The organism is uncultured Zhongshania sp. (genome assembly GCF_963975605.1).
GTDB classification, from domain to species: Bacteria; Pseudomonadota; Gammaproteobacteria; order Pseudomonadales; family Spongiibacteraceae; genus Spongiibacter; species Spongiibacter aquimaris.
The window spans coordinates 36,201-51,894 of the sequence record NZ_CAXBHN010000003.1 but is presented as its reverse complement, the minus strand read 5'-3'; the positions used below and the strand labels follow the sequence as shown (position 1 = coordinate 51,894).

Sequence of the window (15,694 nt, the reverse complement as noted above, 5' to 3'; positions counted from 1 at the left end):
CATGATAGAAATTGACCGCCTTGTGGCGCCCGATGCCAGCGAGCCGCAAGAGGAGCGTTTTGATCGAGCGATACGACCAAAATCCCTCGCTGATTATATTGGCCAGCCGGTGGTATGCGAACAGATGAGTATTTTCGTCAGCGCAGCGCGAATGCGGAATGAACCGCTAGATCACACTTTAATCTTTGGTCCTCCGGGTTTGGGTAAGACCACGCTGGCAAATATTTTGGCCAATGAAATGGGGGTGTCACTCAAAACCACCTCTGGCCCAGTGCTGGAAAAAGCGGGTGACCTCGCGGCGCTCATGACCAATTTGGACGCCGGCGACGTACTTTTTATAGATGAGATACATCGACTCAGTCCCAATATAGAAGAAATACTATATCCGGCTATGGAAGACTATCAGCTGGATATTATGATTGGTGAAGGGCCAGCGGCGCGGTCGATAAAATTAGATTTACCACCTTTTACCTTGGTGGGTGCGACGACTCGTGCGGGCTTGCTGACCTCACCGCTGCGTGACCGCTTTGGCATTGTGCAGCGCCTTGAATTCTATGGTGTAAATGACTTAGCGACTATTGTCGCGCGGTCAGCCAAAATATTAGGTATGCAGTTGGATTCCGACGGTGCCCACGAAATAGCATTGCGATCCAGAGGCACCCCGCGCATCGCCAATCGTCTTTTGCGTCGGGTGCGGGATTACGCTGAAGTGAAATCTGATGGCATTGTCAGCAAACACATCGCAGATCAGGCGTTAAATATGCTGAATGTAGATAGCAGCGGATTTGATCACTTAGATCGGCGCTTATTGCTGGCGATGATAGAGCGATTTGACGGTGGACCTGTTGGCGTAGACAGCTTGGCGGCGGCGATTAGCGAAGAGCGTGGCACCATTGAGGACGTGCTGGAGCCGTATCTTATTCAGCAGGGTTTTATCATGCGCACGCCGCGTGGACGCGTTGTGACTAGCCATGCGTATCGCCATTTTGGCTTAGATGTGCCCAAAAGTGGCGATATTACCGACATTGGTGGCGATAGCTAATGGAATTCAAAATACCGATACGGGTCTACATGGAGGACACGGATGCGGGTGGTATCGTCTTTTATGTTAACTATTTGAAGTTCTTAGAGCGTGCGCGTACTGAATATATGCGCGAGCTCGGATTTCACAAGGCCGCGTTCATCGATGAATCATTGATGTTTGTCGTCACAAGCCTGACGACAAAATATTTGCGACCGGCGAAGCTAGATGAGCAACTTATTGTTACGGCGAGAGTCATAGCGGCGGCAAAAGCCTCGCTAAGTTTTGAGCAGGTGGTATATCGTGGCGATGAGGTGCTGTGCGAAGGGCAGGTTAAGCTGGCTTGTGTAGATAAAGAGAGCTTAAAACCGAAGCGAATGCCCGAAGCGCTGTTAGCAGTGTTGAACGTTTAAAAACATTATCACAACGAAAAAAACGGAGTTAACTGTGGGACAAGAGCTTTCCATTTGGCATTTAGTTAGCCAAGCCAGTTTGTTTGTTCAACTTATTATGTTGATTTTGCTGCTCGCCTCGGTGGTATCTTGGTACCAGATTGCCCAGCGGGTCATGTACTTCAATCAAGCGCAGGCGGAGATGGCGAGTTTTGAGTCGCGATTTTGGTCTGGTACAGATTTGAATACCTTATACACCGAAGGTGCTGAAAAGCGCGGTGTGATTGGCATGGAGAGCGTGTTCCGCGCTGGCTTCAAGGAGTTTACCCGCCTTGCTAAAAAGAAGCTGGATTCAGATGCCATGATGGAAGCCTGTCAGCGCTCTATGCGCGTGGCGCTATCTCGTGAAGAAGAGGCAATGGAACACGGTTTGCCATTTTTGGCGACGGTCGGTTCGACCAGTCCTTACGTTGGTTTGTTGGGAACGGTATGGGGAATCATGGGCTCGTTCCATGGCCTAGGTCAGGTTCAGCAAGCGACGCTAGCGACGGTTGCCCCTGGTATTTCCGAAGCGTTGGTGGCGACAGCCATGGGCTTGATAGCGGCGATTCCGGCGGTTGTTTCCTATAACCGATTCTCCTCAAAAGTGGATTCCCTTGCCGGTAAGTACGACACCTTTTCAGAGGAATTCTCTAGCATTCTGCATCGCCAGATTCATTCGCGAGATTAGGAGCATTGGCTATGTCTCGGCGAAATAAACGCAAACCGATATCAGACATCAATGTCGTTCCCTATATCGACGTCATGTTGGTGTTGCTGATTGTGTTCATGGTAACGGCACCCTTGTTGGTACAAGGGGTGCAGGTAGATTTACCGCAGGCGTCTACTGAGCCAGTTCCGCAGACAGATGACGACCCGATTGTTGTCTCGGTCGATAAAGCCGGTAAATATTATGTGACCTTGGGTGATCCTGACAAACAAGGTGAGCCGGTAGAGCTCGCTGAAATCGGTGATAAATTAGGCAAAATATTGCGCAATAAACCGAAGACCCCGGTCATGGTTAAAGGGGACGGTGCGGTGGATTACGCTAGCGTTGTCGCCGCGATGGCCGCTTTGCAAGGCGCTGGAGCCACCTCTATCGGTTTAATTACCGAGGAGCCACAGTCGCGCAGTGGAGCGAAGTAAGCGCGATGAATGATATTAAGTTGGTGCCTGCAGCGGTAACGGCGGTCTTGCACTTCGTGGCAATCGCATTCCTGTTATTTGGTATTCCCAAAGACAGTCAAGTGATGGAGTTGAAAGCCAAGCCCTTGGCAATTCAGGCGAAATTAGTATTGGAAAAGCCGGTTACTCGTCCCGCTAAGCCAAAGCCTGCGCCGAAACCAACGCCAAAACCCGTGGTCAAACCAGCACCGAAGCCAGAACCGGTTAAGAAGCCTGACCCTAAGCCTGAGCCAAAGCCAGTACCTAAGCCGGCTCCGAAACCAGCACCGAAGCCAGTGCCAAAAGGGCCTACGCCCGAGGAAATTCGCAAGAAGCAGGCTGAGGAAAAGGCGAAGGAAGTCGCTAAACAACGAGCGCTGGAAGAAGAGATTCGCAAGCAGCAGCAAAAAGAGCTGGCCGATGCGTTAGCGTCTGAAGATGACTTGGTGGAAGAGGGCGAGCTGGCCTCGACGTATGCGGATTTGATTACAGCGTTGATCTCAAACAATTGGACACGGCCGCTGTCGGCTCGCAATGGCATGCAGGCGACGATCCAGATTATGACTACCCCGACTGGCGAAATTGTAGGTCACCAAATTATTAAAGGCAGTGGTGATCATGCATTCGATTTATCGGTTACTCGAGCGGTAACGCGTTTGGGAAAAATTGAAGAGCTGGCTAAGTTGGCTCGCGAAGATATGGGCGCCTACGAGAAGAATTTTAGGCGTTTTACAATTAGTTTCTCACCCCAGGATTTGAGGCGGTAATGTTGATACGAATAATTACAGCACTAATATTTTTGTCGGTCAGTAGTCTCTCTATGGCCGAGCTTACGATCCAGGTTAATAAGGGTAAAGATGATCCAGTCCCGATTGCCATTGTGCCTTTTGGTTGGCAGTCAGGGCTGACCGTAGCTGAAGATATTGCGTCGATTGTCGAGAGTGATCTGCATCGCAGTGGTCAGTTTGCGCCGTTAAGTCGTTCAGATATGCTGGGTCGGCCCCGCAATGCGACAGAAGTTTATTATCGTGACTGGAAAAGTCTCGGTGTTGACTATGTTGTCGTGGGGACTCTGTCACAGGAAGTGACCGGAACGATAACCGCAAATTATGAGCTTTTAGACGTAAATACCCAGCGCGTAATACTCACTGGCAAAGAATCGGTAAGTATTGATAAGCCTCGTTACCTCGCGCATTCAGTCAGCGACAAAATATATGAAAAACTCACAAATATTCGTGGTGCTTTTCGTACGCAATTGCTTTATGTTTCTGCCGTTCGCGAAGGGGGTAACCGAACCCGCTTCCGTTTGCTGAAAAGCGATATTGATGGAGCCAATGAATCGGTGTTATTCGACAGTCGAGAGCCGATTATGGCGCCGACGTGGTCGCCCGATGGTCAGAAAATTGCCTACGTATCATTTGAGTCGACGCGTCCTGCTATTTATATACAGGATCTGCGGACTAATGCGCGTACGCAACTTACATCGTTCCGCGGATTGAATGGTGCTCCGGCGTTTTCACCGGACGGAGCAAAAATGGCGATGGTGCTGTCAAAGGACGGCAGCCCCGACATTTATGTAATGGATTTAGCGAGTGGTGATTTACAGCGAGTAACTAACCACTTTGCTATCGACACCGAGCCAGCATGGATGCCGGACGGAAAGTCGATTGTGTTTACATCTGATCGTGGCGGAAAACCTCAGATATATAAGGTTAACGTCAGCAGTGGGTCAGTAGAAAGAGTTACATTTGAAGGTGACTATAATGCCAGGGCGAGGGTACTGGCAGATGGTTTAGGATTAGTCATGGTACACAGAGATAGTGGTAATTTTCACATCGCGGTCATGGATTTAAAACGTAACCGTGTCGAAATTCTCACTACGACTAATTTAGACGAGTCACCTAGTGTGGCGCCAAACGCCAGTATGCTATTGTACGCTACGCAGTATGATGGCAAGGGGGTCTTGGCGGCAGTATCGATAGACGGCGGTGTGAGGTATAGATTGCCGTCGCGATTCGGGGATGTGCGCGAACCGGCTTGGTCGCCTTTTCTTCAATGAAGTAGTAGCCGGGAATGAAATACCGAGAAGACAATGGATATTGTATGATCGGAAATGTGTAATCAAAACTTGACGGGAAAATGCCATGAAATACCAAGCAAAAAATATGTTTTTGGGTGTAGCCTTCTTCAGCGCCTTTTTGGCTGGTTGTGCTTCTACTGACACTGATGGTAGCGGTCAGGAAGGTGCAGACAGCGTAAGCACGTACACAGAATCTACTGATTCAATGAACGATTCTTACAACACTGACGATATGGCGAACCTCGAAACTGTATTCTATTTCGAATTCGACCAAGCAACTTTAACTGTGAAAGCACGTCAAGCATTGGACGCGCAAATTGCTCGTCTGAAAAAGACTACCGGCCCTGTGCGTTTGGAAGGTCATGCTGATGAGCGCGGCACCCGTGAGTACAACATCGCCCTGGGCGAGCGTCGTGCGATTTCTGTTGCTGATTACATGGCAATTAACGGTATTCCACGCTACCGTATAGAAACCGTAAGCTACGGTGAAGAGCGTCCAGTTGCATTCGGTCAGTCTGAATCAACTTACTCGCAAAACCGTCGCGTAGAACTGAAGTAATAAAAAGGCGTACTGATGCAGTTTTTAAAACCACTGTCTCTGCTGCTGCCGGCAGCGTGTTTGTCGGCACAGCTCTGGGCGCAAGCCCCAGTTGTTGATGTAGGCTCCGCTCGATCTGATGCACAATCAAATCGAGGAATGGAAGGGGAGATGTACCAACAACTTCAATTGCTTCGCCAAGAAGTTATGGCGTTGCGAGGGACGGTGGAAGAACAAGGGCATCAGTTACGCCAGCTTAAACAGCAAAGTTTAGACCGTTACATCGATATCGATCGTCGTTTAACTGCTGGCGGCAGTTCTTCTGATGCGATGACCGATTCGCCAGATTCTTTAGCTGTTGGCTCGCCTTCTGAGGCATCCCCTGCGGCTAGTGCTGAAGGAGCTGTGCTAGCGGGCAGCACAAGCACACCAAGTGCAACTAATGAAACCTCACCTTCCTCCGTTGTTCTTGATGGTGATGAGTCTTCAGATTACGTAAAAGCGTATGATTTGGTGAAAAGTGCCTCATACGATGAAGCCATAATTGCATTTACCAGTTATGTCGAAAAATATCCCACTGGCCGTTACACGCCTAACGCTTGGTACTGGCTTGGCGAATTATATGTTGCCATCAAGCCTCAAAATTTGTCGGCTTCAACACAAGCATTTCAGCAATTGCTCACCGATTACCCAGATCACGGGAAGGTTCCTGCGGCAATGTACAAGCTAGGTACTGTTTATTTCCTGAATGGTGATAAACAGAAATCGCAAGAAATGCTAACCCATGTCATTGACCGCTACGGTAATACGGGTAACTCAGCCGTCAACAAGTCACGAGAATTTCTCCGTAAGAATTTTTGATTTTTCGCGGGGTAAAGCTTGCGCGGCTGGTCTCCGGTAATAAACCTGAATCCGGCTGCCAGTCTTAATGAACGCGAACACGCTACGTATTACTGAAATCTTTTACTCACTGCAAGGTGAGTCCCGCACGCTAGGCGTGCCTACGGTGTTTGTTCGTCTGACGGGCTGCCCACTGCGCTGCGTCTATTGCGATACCGAATATGCCTTCCACGGCGGCGAACGCCGTCAGATTGAAGATATCCTAGCCACGGTTGCGTCTTACAAGCCTCGCTATGTCTGCGTGACGGGAGGTGAACCCTTGGCCCAGCCAGAGTGCCATACCTTGCTTACTGCGCTCTGCGATGCCGGTTATGAGGTGTCTATCGAAACCAGCGGTGCGCTTAGTGTCGAGCACGTTGACTCGCGGGTGTCGAAAGTCATGGATTTGAAAACACCTGCCTCGGGCGAGATGCATCGCAATCTTATGGAAAATATTGCGCATATCGGGCGTCACGATCAAATTAAGTTTGTGCTGTGTAATCGTGAAGATTATGACTGGGCGAGATTTCAATTAGATTCACAAAATCTAGCGGATAAGGCTGGCGAAGTTCTGTTCTCTCCCAGCTTTGGTCAACTAAGCGCCACTGATCTTGCAGACTGGATAGTCGAAGATAATTTACCGGTGCGTTTTCAAATGCAGCTGCATAAATTGTTGTGGAATGACGCGGCAGGACATTAATTTATTGCGTTTGAGTGACGTAGTAATAGCAATAGAGGAATGGTTTTGGTTAAAAAAGCAGTTGTTCTTGTATCGGGTGGCTTAGATAGCGCTACGGTACTTGCTCAGGCAGTGGCGGCGGGTTATGAATGCTATGCTCTAGCGTTTGATTACGGTCAGCGTCACCGCGCCGAATTGGTTGCTGCCAAGCGAGTTGCAGAAACGGGCGGCGCCACCGAGTTTAAAATCATCAATCTCGATTTAAGCAGTATTGGTGGTTCCGCGCTTACCGATATGAACATCGCGGTGCCAGATGCCGGCGCAATAGGCATTCCGGTTACCTATGTCCCTGCACGTAACACTGTGTTCCTATCCATTGCTCTTGGTTGGGCAGAAGTTCTGAATGCAGATGATATTTTTATCGGAGTAAACGCCGTTGACTATTCAGGCTACCCCGATTGTCGCCCAGCATTTATAGAAGCCTTTGAAACCTTGGCAAATGTCGCCACCAAGGCCGGTGTAGATGGTCATGGCATGCATATCCACACGCCACTGATGAAGCTCAGTAAGGCCGACATCGTAAAGCTGGGCGCTTCCCTAGGGGTGGATTATGCGCAAACCGTGTCGTGCTATAGCGCTAATGACAAGGGCGAGGCCTGCGGGCGGTGTGATAGCTGCTACCTTCGACGTGACGGGTTTGAACAAGCTGGGGTAATCGATCCAACCCGATATAGCAAGCCCTAATAAAACTGCTTTTTTTATGCGTAGGTGCTTGTTTTTTATTTGGAAATCCGTATTATAAGCGCCTCTTTCGGGGCCGTTAGCTCAGTGGTAGAGCAGTTGGCTTTTAACCAATTGGTCGATGGTTCGAATCCATCACGGCCCACCATCAAATTCCGAAGAAAATCAAAGCGTTGCAGATGTGCAGCGCTTTTTTTTCGTCTGGACTTTTCCTCTGTGACCACCTTGTGCCCATTCTGTGCCCAAATAGTGCCCATTTTGTGCCCAAAGGCTGATTTAAAATAAGTGAAAAATCAGCCGAAATGACCAGTTAGTCTACCTTGGGCACTGGCTCTGGAAGGTGTACTAACAGGTCTTCAACACGGCACTCAAAGTAATTACACAGTGCGTCAATATTATCAGTTCCGGTATTGCATCCTTTTTCATTTGCAATCTTGGAAAGAGTTGCTCGGTGTATGCCGGTCGCCTTGGATACCTCATTTAGAGTAATAACCCGGCCGTCGCGAAACTCCTTTTCGGCTAACACTTCTTTTAATCGTATCCTAATCAAAATAGACATCCGTCAATTATAATCGACATTTATTGTTGATTGTCGATATTTGTCGTGGTATAAAATAACCAAGCGTCGCGAAAACTCGACGTGAGGCATTAAAAATCGACTTGCGATGAAGGAAATATACATGAGTTATACATACCTTACTACTGATGGCCTATCTGAGCGGATTCATTATGAGCCTACAACTATTCGTAGCGTATTGAAGGATTCAGTTTTGTTTGAGGGCACACACTACATCCGCCCGTTTGGTGGGCGGAAAATTCTATACATTTGGGAGAATATTGAGAGGGACATGGGATTATCTCAAAACGATAGCATTGCTATTCCTTTAGCTTCAGGGGGCAAGTGCTATGGGTAAGATTAGATCTCGTGAAGAAACTGGATGTTTGTTTTTCGATTTCAGGGTTAATGGCGCTCGTTGCCGTGAACAAACCACCCTCAAAGATACAAAAGCTAATCGCCGTAAAATGGAAAAAGTCCTCGAGCGTATTGAGCGTGAAATCGTGGCGGGTACTTTTGATTACGGTACGTTCTTTCCAGGTAGCGGCAGGGCAAGCCAGTTCGGAAGCCGGCCATCGACTCCCTCAGTTGGTGTTGTACCTAGCGGCGATATAACTGTAGCCGCACCGCCACCAGCGGTAATAGAACGTGCTACGCCAACATTTTCTGAATTCACCGAAGTTTGGTTAACAGAAAATGACGCTGTGTGGCGCAGGAACACCATGATCTCCACAAAGGTACATGTTAATGGGTACCTGCTACCACGCTTTGCTGACAAGCAGATGCATCAAATTCTGAAAGCAGACTGTTTAGCGTTTCGGGCTGATATCGCTAAAACCGGTGGCAGTATGAAGAAGCGAACGCTTTCTGCAAAAACCGTCAATGAGATTATGCAGATACTAGGAGCGATTCTTGCGGAGGGTGCGGATCGTTATGAATTTCCTAATCCTATGCAAAACGTAAAACGGCTTAAGACGCAGAAGGTGCATATCGACCCACTGTCGTTTGATGAAGTTGAGAAATTCATTGCTAATGTTCGGCCAGATTATAAACCGTACTTTACCGTCCGATTTTTTACAGGATTACGAACCGGCGAAGTACACGGTCTTCAGTGGCGCTATATCGATTTCGAGCGGCGCGAAATCTTGGTACGAGAAACCTATAGCCATTTAGGTCGTGAATACACCAAGAACGACGGGTCTCAGCGTGAGGTCCACATGTCAGAACCAGTCTATCAGGCGTTAAAGGCACAATACGAAGCGTCGGGTACTCTAAGTGAGTACGTGTTCTGTACTCGCGTTGGTACACCCATTGATCCGCTCAATGTTAACAAGCGGATTTGGAAACCAACACTAAAATTACTTGGCATGAAAGACCGCCGTTTTTATCAAACCCGTCACACGGCAGCGACACTATGGCTGGCCTCCGGTGAGGCACCAGAATGGATCGCTAGGCAGATGGGGCACACCAGTACGGAGATGCTGTTTAAAGTCTACTCACGCTACGTTCCAAACCTAACCCGACAAGATGGCTCAGCCTTTGAGCGGCTGTTACTGCAGCGTATGGGAGGGGTGACGCAATGAATGAAATGCTAACGACTACAGGGCAACAATTAGCTAATAACGACAGGGTAGGATCCGGCGAATGCTCTCGTGCTGAGATACGCCTTTTAATACAAGAAGCACGACGGTTGGAGCGTATTCAATTCAGAGTAATAGGCCGCACCGACAAACTTGATCGTGCGGGTCGAGCTTGCTCGCGTCTAGAGCTAGGAAACTTATCGGGAACAGCAACGGCGTTCATTCGCCATGATGAGTTTGCGGCGCATCACCGTGATGTAGATCATGGCGATATCGTATTAATTGGCGGTGGGCTACAAGAGATGGCTGATCGATTTTTGATTCGTATTGACGACATCTGTAGAGCTCACAGTAGTTGCATACGACCAACGGCCCTGTTGCCTAAAGAATGGGTACTGCCAAACTTTATACCACAGCTTCGTACCGTCATTCGGCATTGGCTCGGTATATCCAGTCCCGCATTACAGCGTTTGATGACAGATGTGTTTCTGGATGCGAGTAACGCACTGGGGTTCCTCAATGTGCCGGCAAGTAAGCGCTACCATCATGCGTATCAAGGAGGATTACTAGATCACACTGCAGATATGCTTTTGAAGCTTGAGGAAAGAACATGGTTTCAGGAGCGGCTATTTCAGCATGATCTAGCGACGGTGTTGGTGATCTTGCATGATATAGGTAAAACCGTCACGTTTGTTGGGGGAGATCATTCTGATAGGGGCGGTCATCAACCTCATGAAATGGCGGCACTGGAAATGTTGGCAGTACCTCTTACGAAGTTAGAAATGACAGACCCAATCGCAGCCAATTTAATTCGTGGATTCTTCAAGCCTCGTGATTGGTATCCAAAGAAGCACGACCCGATCTATAAGCTGGTTAGTTCGCTGGATCGCCAGAGTGCTGATTTCTAAACGGGTGGGTGACGGTGATAGTTAAGATAGTGCCGTTAAGTCGATTTAGGCAAGTTTTTTACATTACTCGGGGTAGTTCAGCATTCCATAATTGATTGCTGGGCACCGGTAAAAATTCGATAATGAGCTGGCTCAGATTTCAGTATCAAGTTTGACGTGCTGCAGTAACGATTAAATTTGACACACTTTCCATAGTGTTTTTGTGACTGAAGTGTGCTTCTTGGGTTGGTTGCATAAACTTTTGGCAGTGCTCGATGTATATCCTTGACAATTAAGTTTGTAGTGAGATACTGGGGAAATATGAATAGATTCAGCCTCCTAAGTACGCTTCCATTTCAGACGTTCCAGTCTGTGGTCGGCTGTGCCCGACATGTCGTCGGCGCTTAAGCTAAGTTAAGCCTTAAGCGCCTAATAATTTTATCTAAACTAATTTTCAGTTTTCCATGAGTGAGCTAGCTCGTGGATTTTTCATGCTGCGGGTGAAATATGATTGTAGATAATACTGATGATATCGTCGTTAAACGGAGTGATTATAAGCGTATTGTTCAATTGATGATGAATTCATCGCTTGATATTCGAGATGGTCTGGAAAATGAGATGGCTAGAGCTATCGTATATAACGATGATGTGTATCCAAAAGATGCTGTTTGTTTAGGCTCAATTGTCGAATTCGTGGATGTCACAACAAAAGCTGAGGGGAGAGTTACGGTTGTACTTCCTGACGACGCTAATGTTAAAGAAATGAAAGTATCTGTACTTTCTCCGTTAGGCGCTGCGCTAATTGGTTTAAGAAAAAATACAACGATAAATTGGATAATGCCTGGGTCCAGGGTTGCTGAGATAAAGGTGGTTAACATAACGCATCCAGAAGATGGTTGAGGTCTTTAGTGGTTGTTGTGTGGTTCTGTATAATCTTGGTTTGATGGCACGCCTTGCTGGGAAATATTTTTGGTAGGGTTAAGTGATGAGAGTTGGTGGTGGCTAGTGGTAGGCGTTGCGCTAGGCTTGCTTAATTTGGTGAGATAGCATTGAACGCGGTTATAATATCGGTGCTTATTTTCCTTCCATACTTTAAGAGGAACTCGCGCCTATGATAATCGACGTAATATATAATTAGAAAAAAGTCACATATTTCATGGGGAGCTAGATAGATTATAGCATTTATTTATTATGATAAAAAAATCGAGCTATAGCGAAGTAAGAGATTACGGTAAAGCTAAAGAGCCTATTTCTAAGCTAGCGAATCGCTATATTACGGGTGGTGTTTATGTGATTACAGTGTGTGTATAAAAGGGGGGGCTGGGTTTTCGGTGCGCGAGTAATTGGGCGCCAGAATTTGTTGATACATTGTGTTATGACTGACGCACCATTATCACGAGGATGAATTTAGAATGCCCTAGATGAATAACGGTCTGCATAAGTCGTTCGCGGTAATTAATCCATATGCTTTAGAGAGTAGTTTTAAACTGGGAGAATGGGTGGGGGATTGACTTATTGTTTTACTCGTTTTCGATGGGTGGCGTGCTGATGATGGTGTCTCCTATAGCGATAATTGATAGGGCTGAAATTGATGCGGGGAAGATGTTTTAATGGATGTATTTTGTGTTCATAAGATCCGAAGGTCTTTAGGTTTTGTAGAAACTATATGTCAGGCAGTGTCGTTGTTATTTGCTTTGCAGAATAAAGAAGGGCGTAGAAGAATGATGGATTTAGCGGAAGATAACCCGCGTCCAGTGATTTTATCGGGTGTTGTGGCGATGATTATATTTTTCACTATTTGCTTCTTTGCGTCGACAATTGTTTTAAGAATGTCGATGGCCTAAAAGTTTTAGTTAGGTGTCGGTGTTGGTTTGAAATACTTATAAAAAGGTGGATTAATGCGTTTTAAATTTGATGAGAAGTTGCAGCCTATATTTCAGGAGGTATTAAGTCGTAATCCTGGGGAGGCAGAGTTCCATCAAGCGGTCAGAGAGGTACTTGAAACGTTAGGCCCGGTGCTGGCAAAGTATCCTGAGTTCGCGGATAAAAAAATAATACAGAGGATTTGCGAGCCTGAGAGGCAGATAATTTTCCGGGTTCCGTGGCGAGACGATAAAGGTGAAATACACATTAATAGAGCTTTTAGGGTCGAGTTCAATAGCGCATTGGGGCCTTATAAAGGTGGTTTGCGATTCCATCCATCTGTGTATTTGGGGATTATTAAGTTTCTAGGGTTTGAGCAAATTTTTAAAAATGCATTGACTGGATTGCCGATCGGTGGCGGCAAAGGTGGTAGTGATTTTGATCCTAAAGGCAAGTCTGATAGTGAAATTGAAAGTTTTTGCCAAAGTTTGATGCTGGAGCTGTACCGCCACTTGGGTGAATATACTGATGTGCCTGCGGGTGATATTGGAGTGGGAAGCAGAGAAATCGGCTACCTATTTGGTCAGTATAAGCGAATTACCAATAGGTATGAATCGGGTGTGTTTACCGGAAAAGGCTTGGGCTGGGGCGGGAGTAGGGCTCGTAAAGAAGCTACGGGATATGGTGTGGTAATTTTTACGCAGGAGATGCTGAAAGCTCGTGGGAATTCATTGGAAGGTAAAAGAGTGGTCGTTTCTGGCTCGGGAAATGTTGCTATTTATGCAATAGAAAAGGCCCATGAACTTGGCGCTACCGTAATAGCCTGCTCGGATTCTGGTGGATTTATAGTTGATGATTCGGGTATAGATTTGTCCTTGCTAAAGCAGATAAAAGAAGTTGAACGCCGCAGGATAAGTGTTTATACGGAGTTTAAAAAATCTGCACGTTATATAGAGGGCTCATCCGTTTGGAGTATCCCGTGCGATGTCGCACTGCCTTGTGCAACTCAGAATGAATTGACGGGGCGGGATGCTAAGCTTTTGCTTGAGAATGGTTGCTTGGCCGTAGCTGAGGGTGCAAATATGCCAACAACCTCGGAAGGGATTCAGATTTTTCAAGATGCAAATATTTGCTTTGGCCCGGGTAAGGCTGCCAATGCCGGTGGCGTTGCAACGTCGGCTTTAGAAATGCAGCAAAACGCGAGTCGTGACTCATGGTCGTCCGAATATACTCAGAAGCGTCTCCAAGAAATCATGATTGATATTCATACATCTTGTTATGAAACTGCTGATGAATTTGGGGCGGAAGGTAATTACGTGTTAGGGGCTAATGTCGCAGGATTTATACGTGTTGCGAGGGCAATGACTGCGATGGGGGTTATATAGCAGTATTGTGGCAAATAAAGTTTAAATAGTCGTCCTGATTATGTGTAATGGCTCAGACTTGATCTGATAGTTACCCGTTTTTTACCGGTGCCTGTCAGTTTAGATCTGGGCTAAATATTTCTCAGCTCAGATCGTTTTACCATCAAGATAAGTCGCCATCGGTGTTCCGCCGTAGCGCACATTGTTGTAATATTCGACACATTCCCATAGGCCTTTTCCAGCTAAATCGTCAGGTTTTAGATCTATTAAGCGTTTTATATCGGTAATGTCGGTTGTTCGATATTACTTGCGAAAGTTTGTAGAGATAGTATTCTCAAGGTATGAAAATACAATTATATTCTATGTTACAACTTTCCTTTGGTTTACGGAAAATTTATCCCGTTAACGCCTTCCTCGCTATTGGCGGTTAAGCGCATCTAGCCTTAATCGCCCAAAAATAACCTACATAAATCACGAATAGATCCGAGCGTCGAGACTGCTTGGGTTGATTTACTTTGCGTATCACTTTTTCTAGGTGCGGGTTCACTATGTCTATTAAAAATGAATTAATTATTTTTGATTCAGATTATGAAAGTCTTTCAACGCATGTAGAGATTAGTCGATATGATGCTACCTTGGCGCTCGTATGGGTGATGTAATTGGGTGCGCTGTACTTAGTTCGTTTAGGTTGTGGAGGTGTGGTGCGTGCTATGACCGAGTTGTTTTATGCATAATTCACCCATTTTGGGAGAGTGCGGTTGAGTTAATTTATAGCTTGCTCGGTATTGATACTGGCAGGAGTAATGCGTGCCTTGATGGCATGATAAATACATTTAGTGGTTTGTTCGATCCAGATGGTGAGCTTGAGGAATACGTATTGGCGAAGCTTGTCGAAAGGATGGGTCGGATTTTGCCAGCACATAGTGGTGAGCAGTCGTGAATGAACATAACGTGAAAGAAAAACTTATCGATACCATGATCTGTGCCAATGCCGCTGGCTATTCTATGGATGGCGAGGTGTTAGTTACTCCTATTGGATTATTACCTCGGATCGCGGCGAGTCTTGCGATGAAAAGTTCAAACCCCGACATGATGATGACGGACTCGCAATGCTGGATGTTGTCTGATCCGAATCCTGTTGCTCCGCGGGACACGGAACAGCAGGCCAATGAAAATTGGATGGGTTTGTCCCGGGTGTTTGACAATGTATGGAGCGGGAATAGACATATTACCTGTAGTCCTGTCCAGATAGATCGTTTTGGACAGGCGAACGTATCGGTGATTGGCGATGATTATAGTAAGCCGAATGTGCAGATGCTGGGCGTTCGTGGATTTCCCGGAAATTCAATTTGTCATGCTAGTACCTATTTTATTTTGTCCCATAATCGTCGTGTTTTTGTTGAAGGTGAGTGTGATTACGTCTGCAGTATTGGCTATAACCCTAAGCGCTTACCGCGAGGTTACACTTTCGATGATATCGATCTTAGGCAAATAGTCACTGATTTGTGTGTAATGGATTTCGATGGGGAAAACAAAGCAATACGTGTGCGTAGCCTGCATGAGGGGGTTTCGCTAGAGCAGGTTAGGGATAACACTAGCTTTGATCTTGCTGTTTCCGGTGATATAGAAGTCACGTCAGCGCCACTAGAGCGCCAAATGGAGCTTATAAGGAGACTGGATTCGTCTAATCAGCGGTATGGCCAATTGTAGAAAATAGGAGGCCTGTGGTGGCGATACCTTGTCGACTTGCGTTTCTCCTAAGTTCGTAGGGGCGTCCTCGTTACTCTTGTCGAATTAGATATAAAAAGCATCTCAACACGGCAGGGAAAAGTTTGGTGTTTATTGAAGCTGCTATACTATTTGCCGGTAACGCACGATTGTTTTTGATAGTGTATAAATGGGTGCGTTAGT

General features: G+C 46.7%; 18 protein-coding genes and 1 tRNA gene. 18 read left to right on the top strand and 1 reads right to left on the bottom strand.

The genetic code is table 11. The features are described from left to right. Position 1: 1 nt before the first annotated feature. The 11 genes from ruvB (at position 2) to AAC007_RS04690 (ending at position 7,681) form a co-directional block, all read left to right on the top strand. On the top strand, positions 2–1,042 hold the full coding sequence (gene ruvB, locus AAC007_RS04740) for a Holliday junction branch migration DNA helicase RuvB (protein WP_296435380.1): 1,041 nt from the start codon (positions 2–4) through the stop codon (positions 1,040–1,042). Further along, on the top strand, positions 1,042–1,434 hold the full coding sequence (gene ybgC, locus AAC007_RS04735) for a tol-pal system-associated acyl-CoA thioesterase (protein WP_295877346.1): 393 nt from the start codon (positions 1,042–1,044) through the stop codon (positions 1,432–1,434). Before ruvB ends, ybgC begins: the two co-directional genes overlap by 1 nt. A 34-nt stretch (positions 1,435–1,468) precedes the next feature. Next, on the top strand, positions 1,469–2,143 hold the full coding sequence (gene tolQ, locus AAC007_RS04730) for a protein TolQ (protein ID WP_295877349.1): 675 nt from the start codon (positions 1,469–1,471) through the stop codon (positions 2,141–2,143). An 11-nt stretch (positions 2,144–2,154) separates the two neighbouring features. Beyond that, positions 2,155–2,598, top strand: a complete 444-nt coding sequence (tolR, locus tag AAC007_RS04725; protein ID WP_295877351.1) for a protein TolR — start codon at positions 2,155–2,157, stop codon at positions 2,596–2,598. A 5-nt stretch (positions 2,599–2,603) separates the two neighbouring features. Next, complete coding sequence (locus AAC007_RS04720) at positions 2,604–3,383, top strand: energy transducer TonB (protein ID WP_296435378.1); 780 nt, start codon at positions 2,604–2,606, stop codon at positions 3,381–3,383. Beyond that, complete coding sequence (tolB, locus tag AAC007_RS04715) at positions 3,383–4,675, top strand: Tol-Pal system beta propeller repeat protein TolB (protein WP_295877356.1); 1,293 nt, start codon at positions 3,383–3,385, stop codon at positions 4,673–4,675. The genes AAC007_RS04720 and tolB overlap by 1 nt, the downstream gene beginning before the upstream one ends. A gap of 85 nt (positions 4,676–4,760) precedes the next feature. Then, positions 4,761–5,255, top strand: a complete 495-nt coding sequence (locus AAC007_RS04710) for an OmpA family protein (protein ID WP_219044613.1) — start codon at positions 4,761–4,763, stop codon at positions 5,253–5,255. A gap of 15 nt (positions 5,256–5,270) precedes the next feature. Then, positions 5,271–6,095, top strand: a complete 825-nt coding sequence (gene ybgF, locus AAC007_RS04705) for a tol-pal system protein YbgF (protein ID WP_295877361.1) — start codon at positions 5,271–5,273, stop codon at positions 6,093–6,095. Positions 6,096–6,162: 67 nt separating this feature from the next. Continuing rightward, positions 6,163–6,813, top strand: a complete 651-nt coding sequence (gene queE / locus AAC007_RS04700; RefSeq protein WP_339674902.1) for a 7-carboxy-7-deazaguanine synthase QueE — start codon at positions 6,163–6,165, stop codon at positions 6,811–6,813. Positions 6,814–6,852: 39 nt separating this feature from the next. Next, positions 6,853–7,536: a 7-cyano-7-deazaguanine synthase QueC gene (gene queC / locus AAC007_RS04695; protein WP_339674901.1), complete on the top strand. Its 684-nt coding sequence runs from the start codon at positions 6,853–6,855 to the stop codon at positions 7,534–7,536. A 70-nt stretch (positions 7,537–7,606) separates the two neighbouring features. Continuing rightward, positions 7,607–7,681: transfer RNA gene (locus AAC007_RS04690), tRNA-Lys, on the top strand. 162 nt (positions 7,682–7,843) lie between these two features. Here AAC007_RS04690 and AAC007_RS04685 read toward each other — a convergent pair. Next, positions 7,844–8,083 carry a helix-turn-helix transcriptional regulator gene (locus AAC007_RS04685; protein ID WP_339674900.1) on the bottom strand — a complete coding sequence of 80 codons (240 nt, stop codon included), beginning with the start codon at positions 8,081–8,083 and terminating at the stop codon, positions 7,844–7,846. Positions 8,084–8,213: 130 nt separating this feature from the next. Between AAC007_RS04685 and AAC007_RS04680 the strand changes: the two genes are divergently transcribed. From AAC007_RS04680 to AAC007_RS04650, 7 genes are all read left to right on the top strand, one after another. Then, positions 8,214–8,447, top strand: coding sequence for a hypothetical protein (locus AAC007_RS04680; protein ID WP_339674899.1), 234 nt, complete (start codon positions 8,214–8,216; stop codon positions 8,445–8,447). Continuing rightward, positions 8,440–9,672 carry a DUF3596 domain-containing protein gene (locus tag AAC007_RS04675; RefSeq protein ID WP_339674898.1) on the top strand — a complete coding sequence of 411 codons (1,233 nt, stop codon included), beginning with the start codon at positions 8,440–8,442 and terminating at the stop codon, positions 9,670–9,672. The genes AAC007_RS04680 and AAC007_RS04675 overlap by 8 nt, the downstream gene beginning before the upstream one ends. Next, positions 9,669–10,577, top strand: coding sequence for a TraI domain-containing protein (locus AAC007_RS04670; protein ID WP_339674895.1), 909 nt, complete (start codon positions 9,669–9,671; stop codon positions 10,575–10,577). The genes AAC007_RS04675 and AAC007_RS04670 overlap by 4 nt, the downstream gene beginning before the upstream one ends. A gap of 486 nt (positions 10,578–11,063) precedes the next feature. Next, a complete protein-coding gene (locus AAC007_RS04665; RefSeq protein WP_339674893.1) occupies positions 11,064–11,456 on the top strand; it encodes a GreA/GreB family elongation factor in 393 nt (130 codons plus the stop codon). A gap of 821 nt (positions 11,457–12,277) precedes the next feature. After that, positions 12,278–12,400 carry a hypothetical protein gene (locus AAC007_RS04660; protein WP_339674890.1) on the top strand — a complete coding sequence of 41 codons (123 nt, stop codon included), beginning with the start codon at positions 12,278–12,280 and terminating at the stop codon, positions 12,398–12,400. 54 nt (positions 12,401–12,454) lie between these two features. Beyond that, the gene (gene gdhA / locus AAC007_RS04655; RefSeq protein ID WP_339674887.1) at positions 12,455–13,804 is read left to right on the top strand and encodes an NADP-specific glutamate dehydrogenase; all 1,350 of its coding nucleotides are present in this window, start codon (positions 12,455–12,457) and stop codon (positions 13,802–13,804) included. A gap of 915 nt (positions 13,805–14,719) precedes the next feature. Continuing rightward, positions 14,720–15,493 (top strand): ketoacid CoA transferase, encoded by a 774-nt coding sequence (locus AAC007_RS04650; RefSeq protein WP_339674885.1) that lies wholly within the window; start codon positions 14,720–14,722, stop codon positions 15,491–15,493. The last annotated feature ends 201 nt before the right edge of the window (positions 15,494–15,694 follow it).

Coding starts and splice junctions, on each gene's coding strand:
- AAC007_RS04675 (WP_339674898.1), top strand. CDS start 8,440: ATGGGTAAGATTAGATCTCGTGAAGAAACTGGATGTTTGTTTTTCGAT.
- AAC007_RS04710 (WP_219044613.1), top strand. CDS start 4,761: ATGAAATACCAAGCAAAAAATATGTTTTTGGGTGTAGCCTTCTTCAGC.
- AAC007_RS04720 (WP_296435378.1), top strand. CDS start 2,604: ATGAATGATATTAAGTTGGTGCCTGCAGCGGTAACGGCGGTCTTGCAC.
- AAC007_RS04665 (WP_339674893.1), top strand. CDS start 11,064: ATGATTGTAGATAATACTGATGATATCGTCGTTAAACGGAGTGATTAT.
- AAC007_RS04680 (WP_339674899.1), top strand. CDS start 8,214: ATGAGTTATACATACCTTACTACTGATGGCCTATCTGAGCGGATTCAT.
- queE (WP_339674902.1), top strand. CDS start 6,163: ATGAACGCGAACACGCTACGTATTACTGAAATCTTTTACTCACTGCAA.
- gdhA (WP_339674887.1), top strand. CDS start 12,455: ATGCGTTTTAAATTTGATGAGAAGTTGCAGCCTATATTTCAGGAGGTA.
- AAC007_RS04670 (WP_339674895.1), top strand. CDS start 9,669: ATGAATGAAATGCTAACGACTACAGGGCAACAATTAGCTAATAACGAC.
- queC (WP_339674901.1), top strand. CDS start 6,853: ATGGTTTTGGTTAAAAAAGCAGTTGTTCTTGTATCGGGTGGCTTAGAT.
- ybgC (WP_295877346.1), top strand. CDS start 1,042: ATGGAATTCAAAATACCGATACGGGTCTACATGGAGGACACGGATGCG.
- tolB (WP_295877356.1), top strand. CDS start 3,383: ATGTTGATACGAATAATTACAGCACTAATATTTTTGTCGGTCAGTAGT.
- AAC007_RS04660 (WP_339674890.1), top strand. CDS start 12,278: ATGATGGATTTAGCGGAAGATAACCCGCGTCCAGTGATTTTATCGGGT.
- ybgF (WP_295877361.1), top strand. CDS start 5,271: ATGCAGTTTTTAAAACCACTGTCTCTGCTGCTGCCGGCAGCGTGTTTG.
- ruvB (WP_296435380.1), top strand. CDS start 2: ATGATAGAAATTGACCGCCTTGTGGCGCCCGATGCCAGCGAGCCGCAA.
- tolR (WP_295877351.1), top strand. CDS start 2,155: ATGTCTCGGCGAAATAAACGCAAACCGATATCAGACATCAATGTCGTT.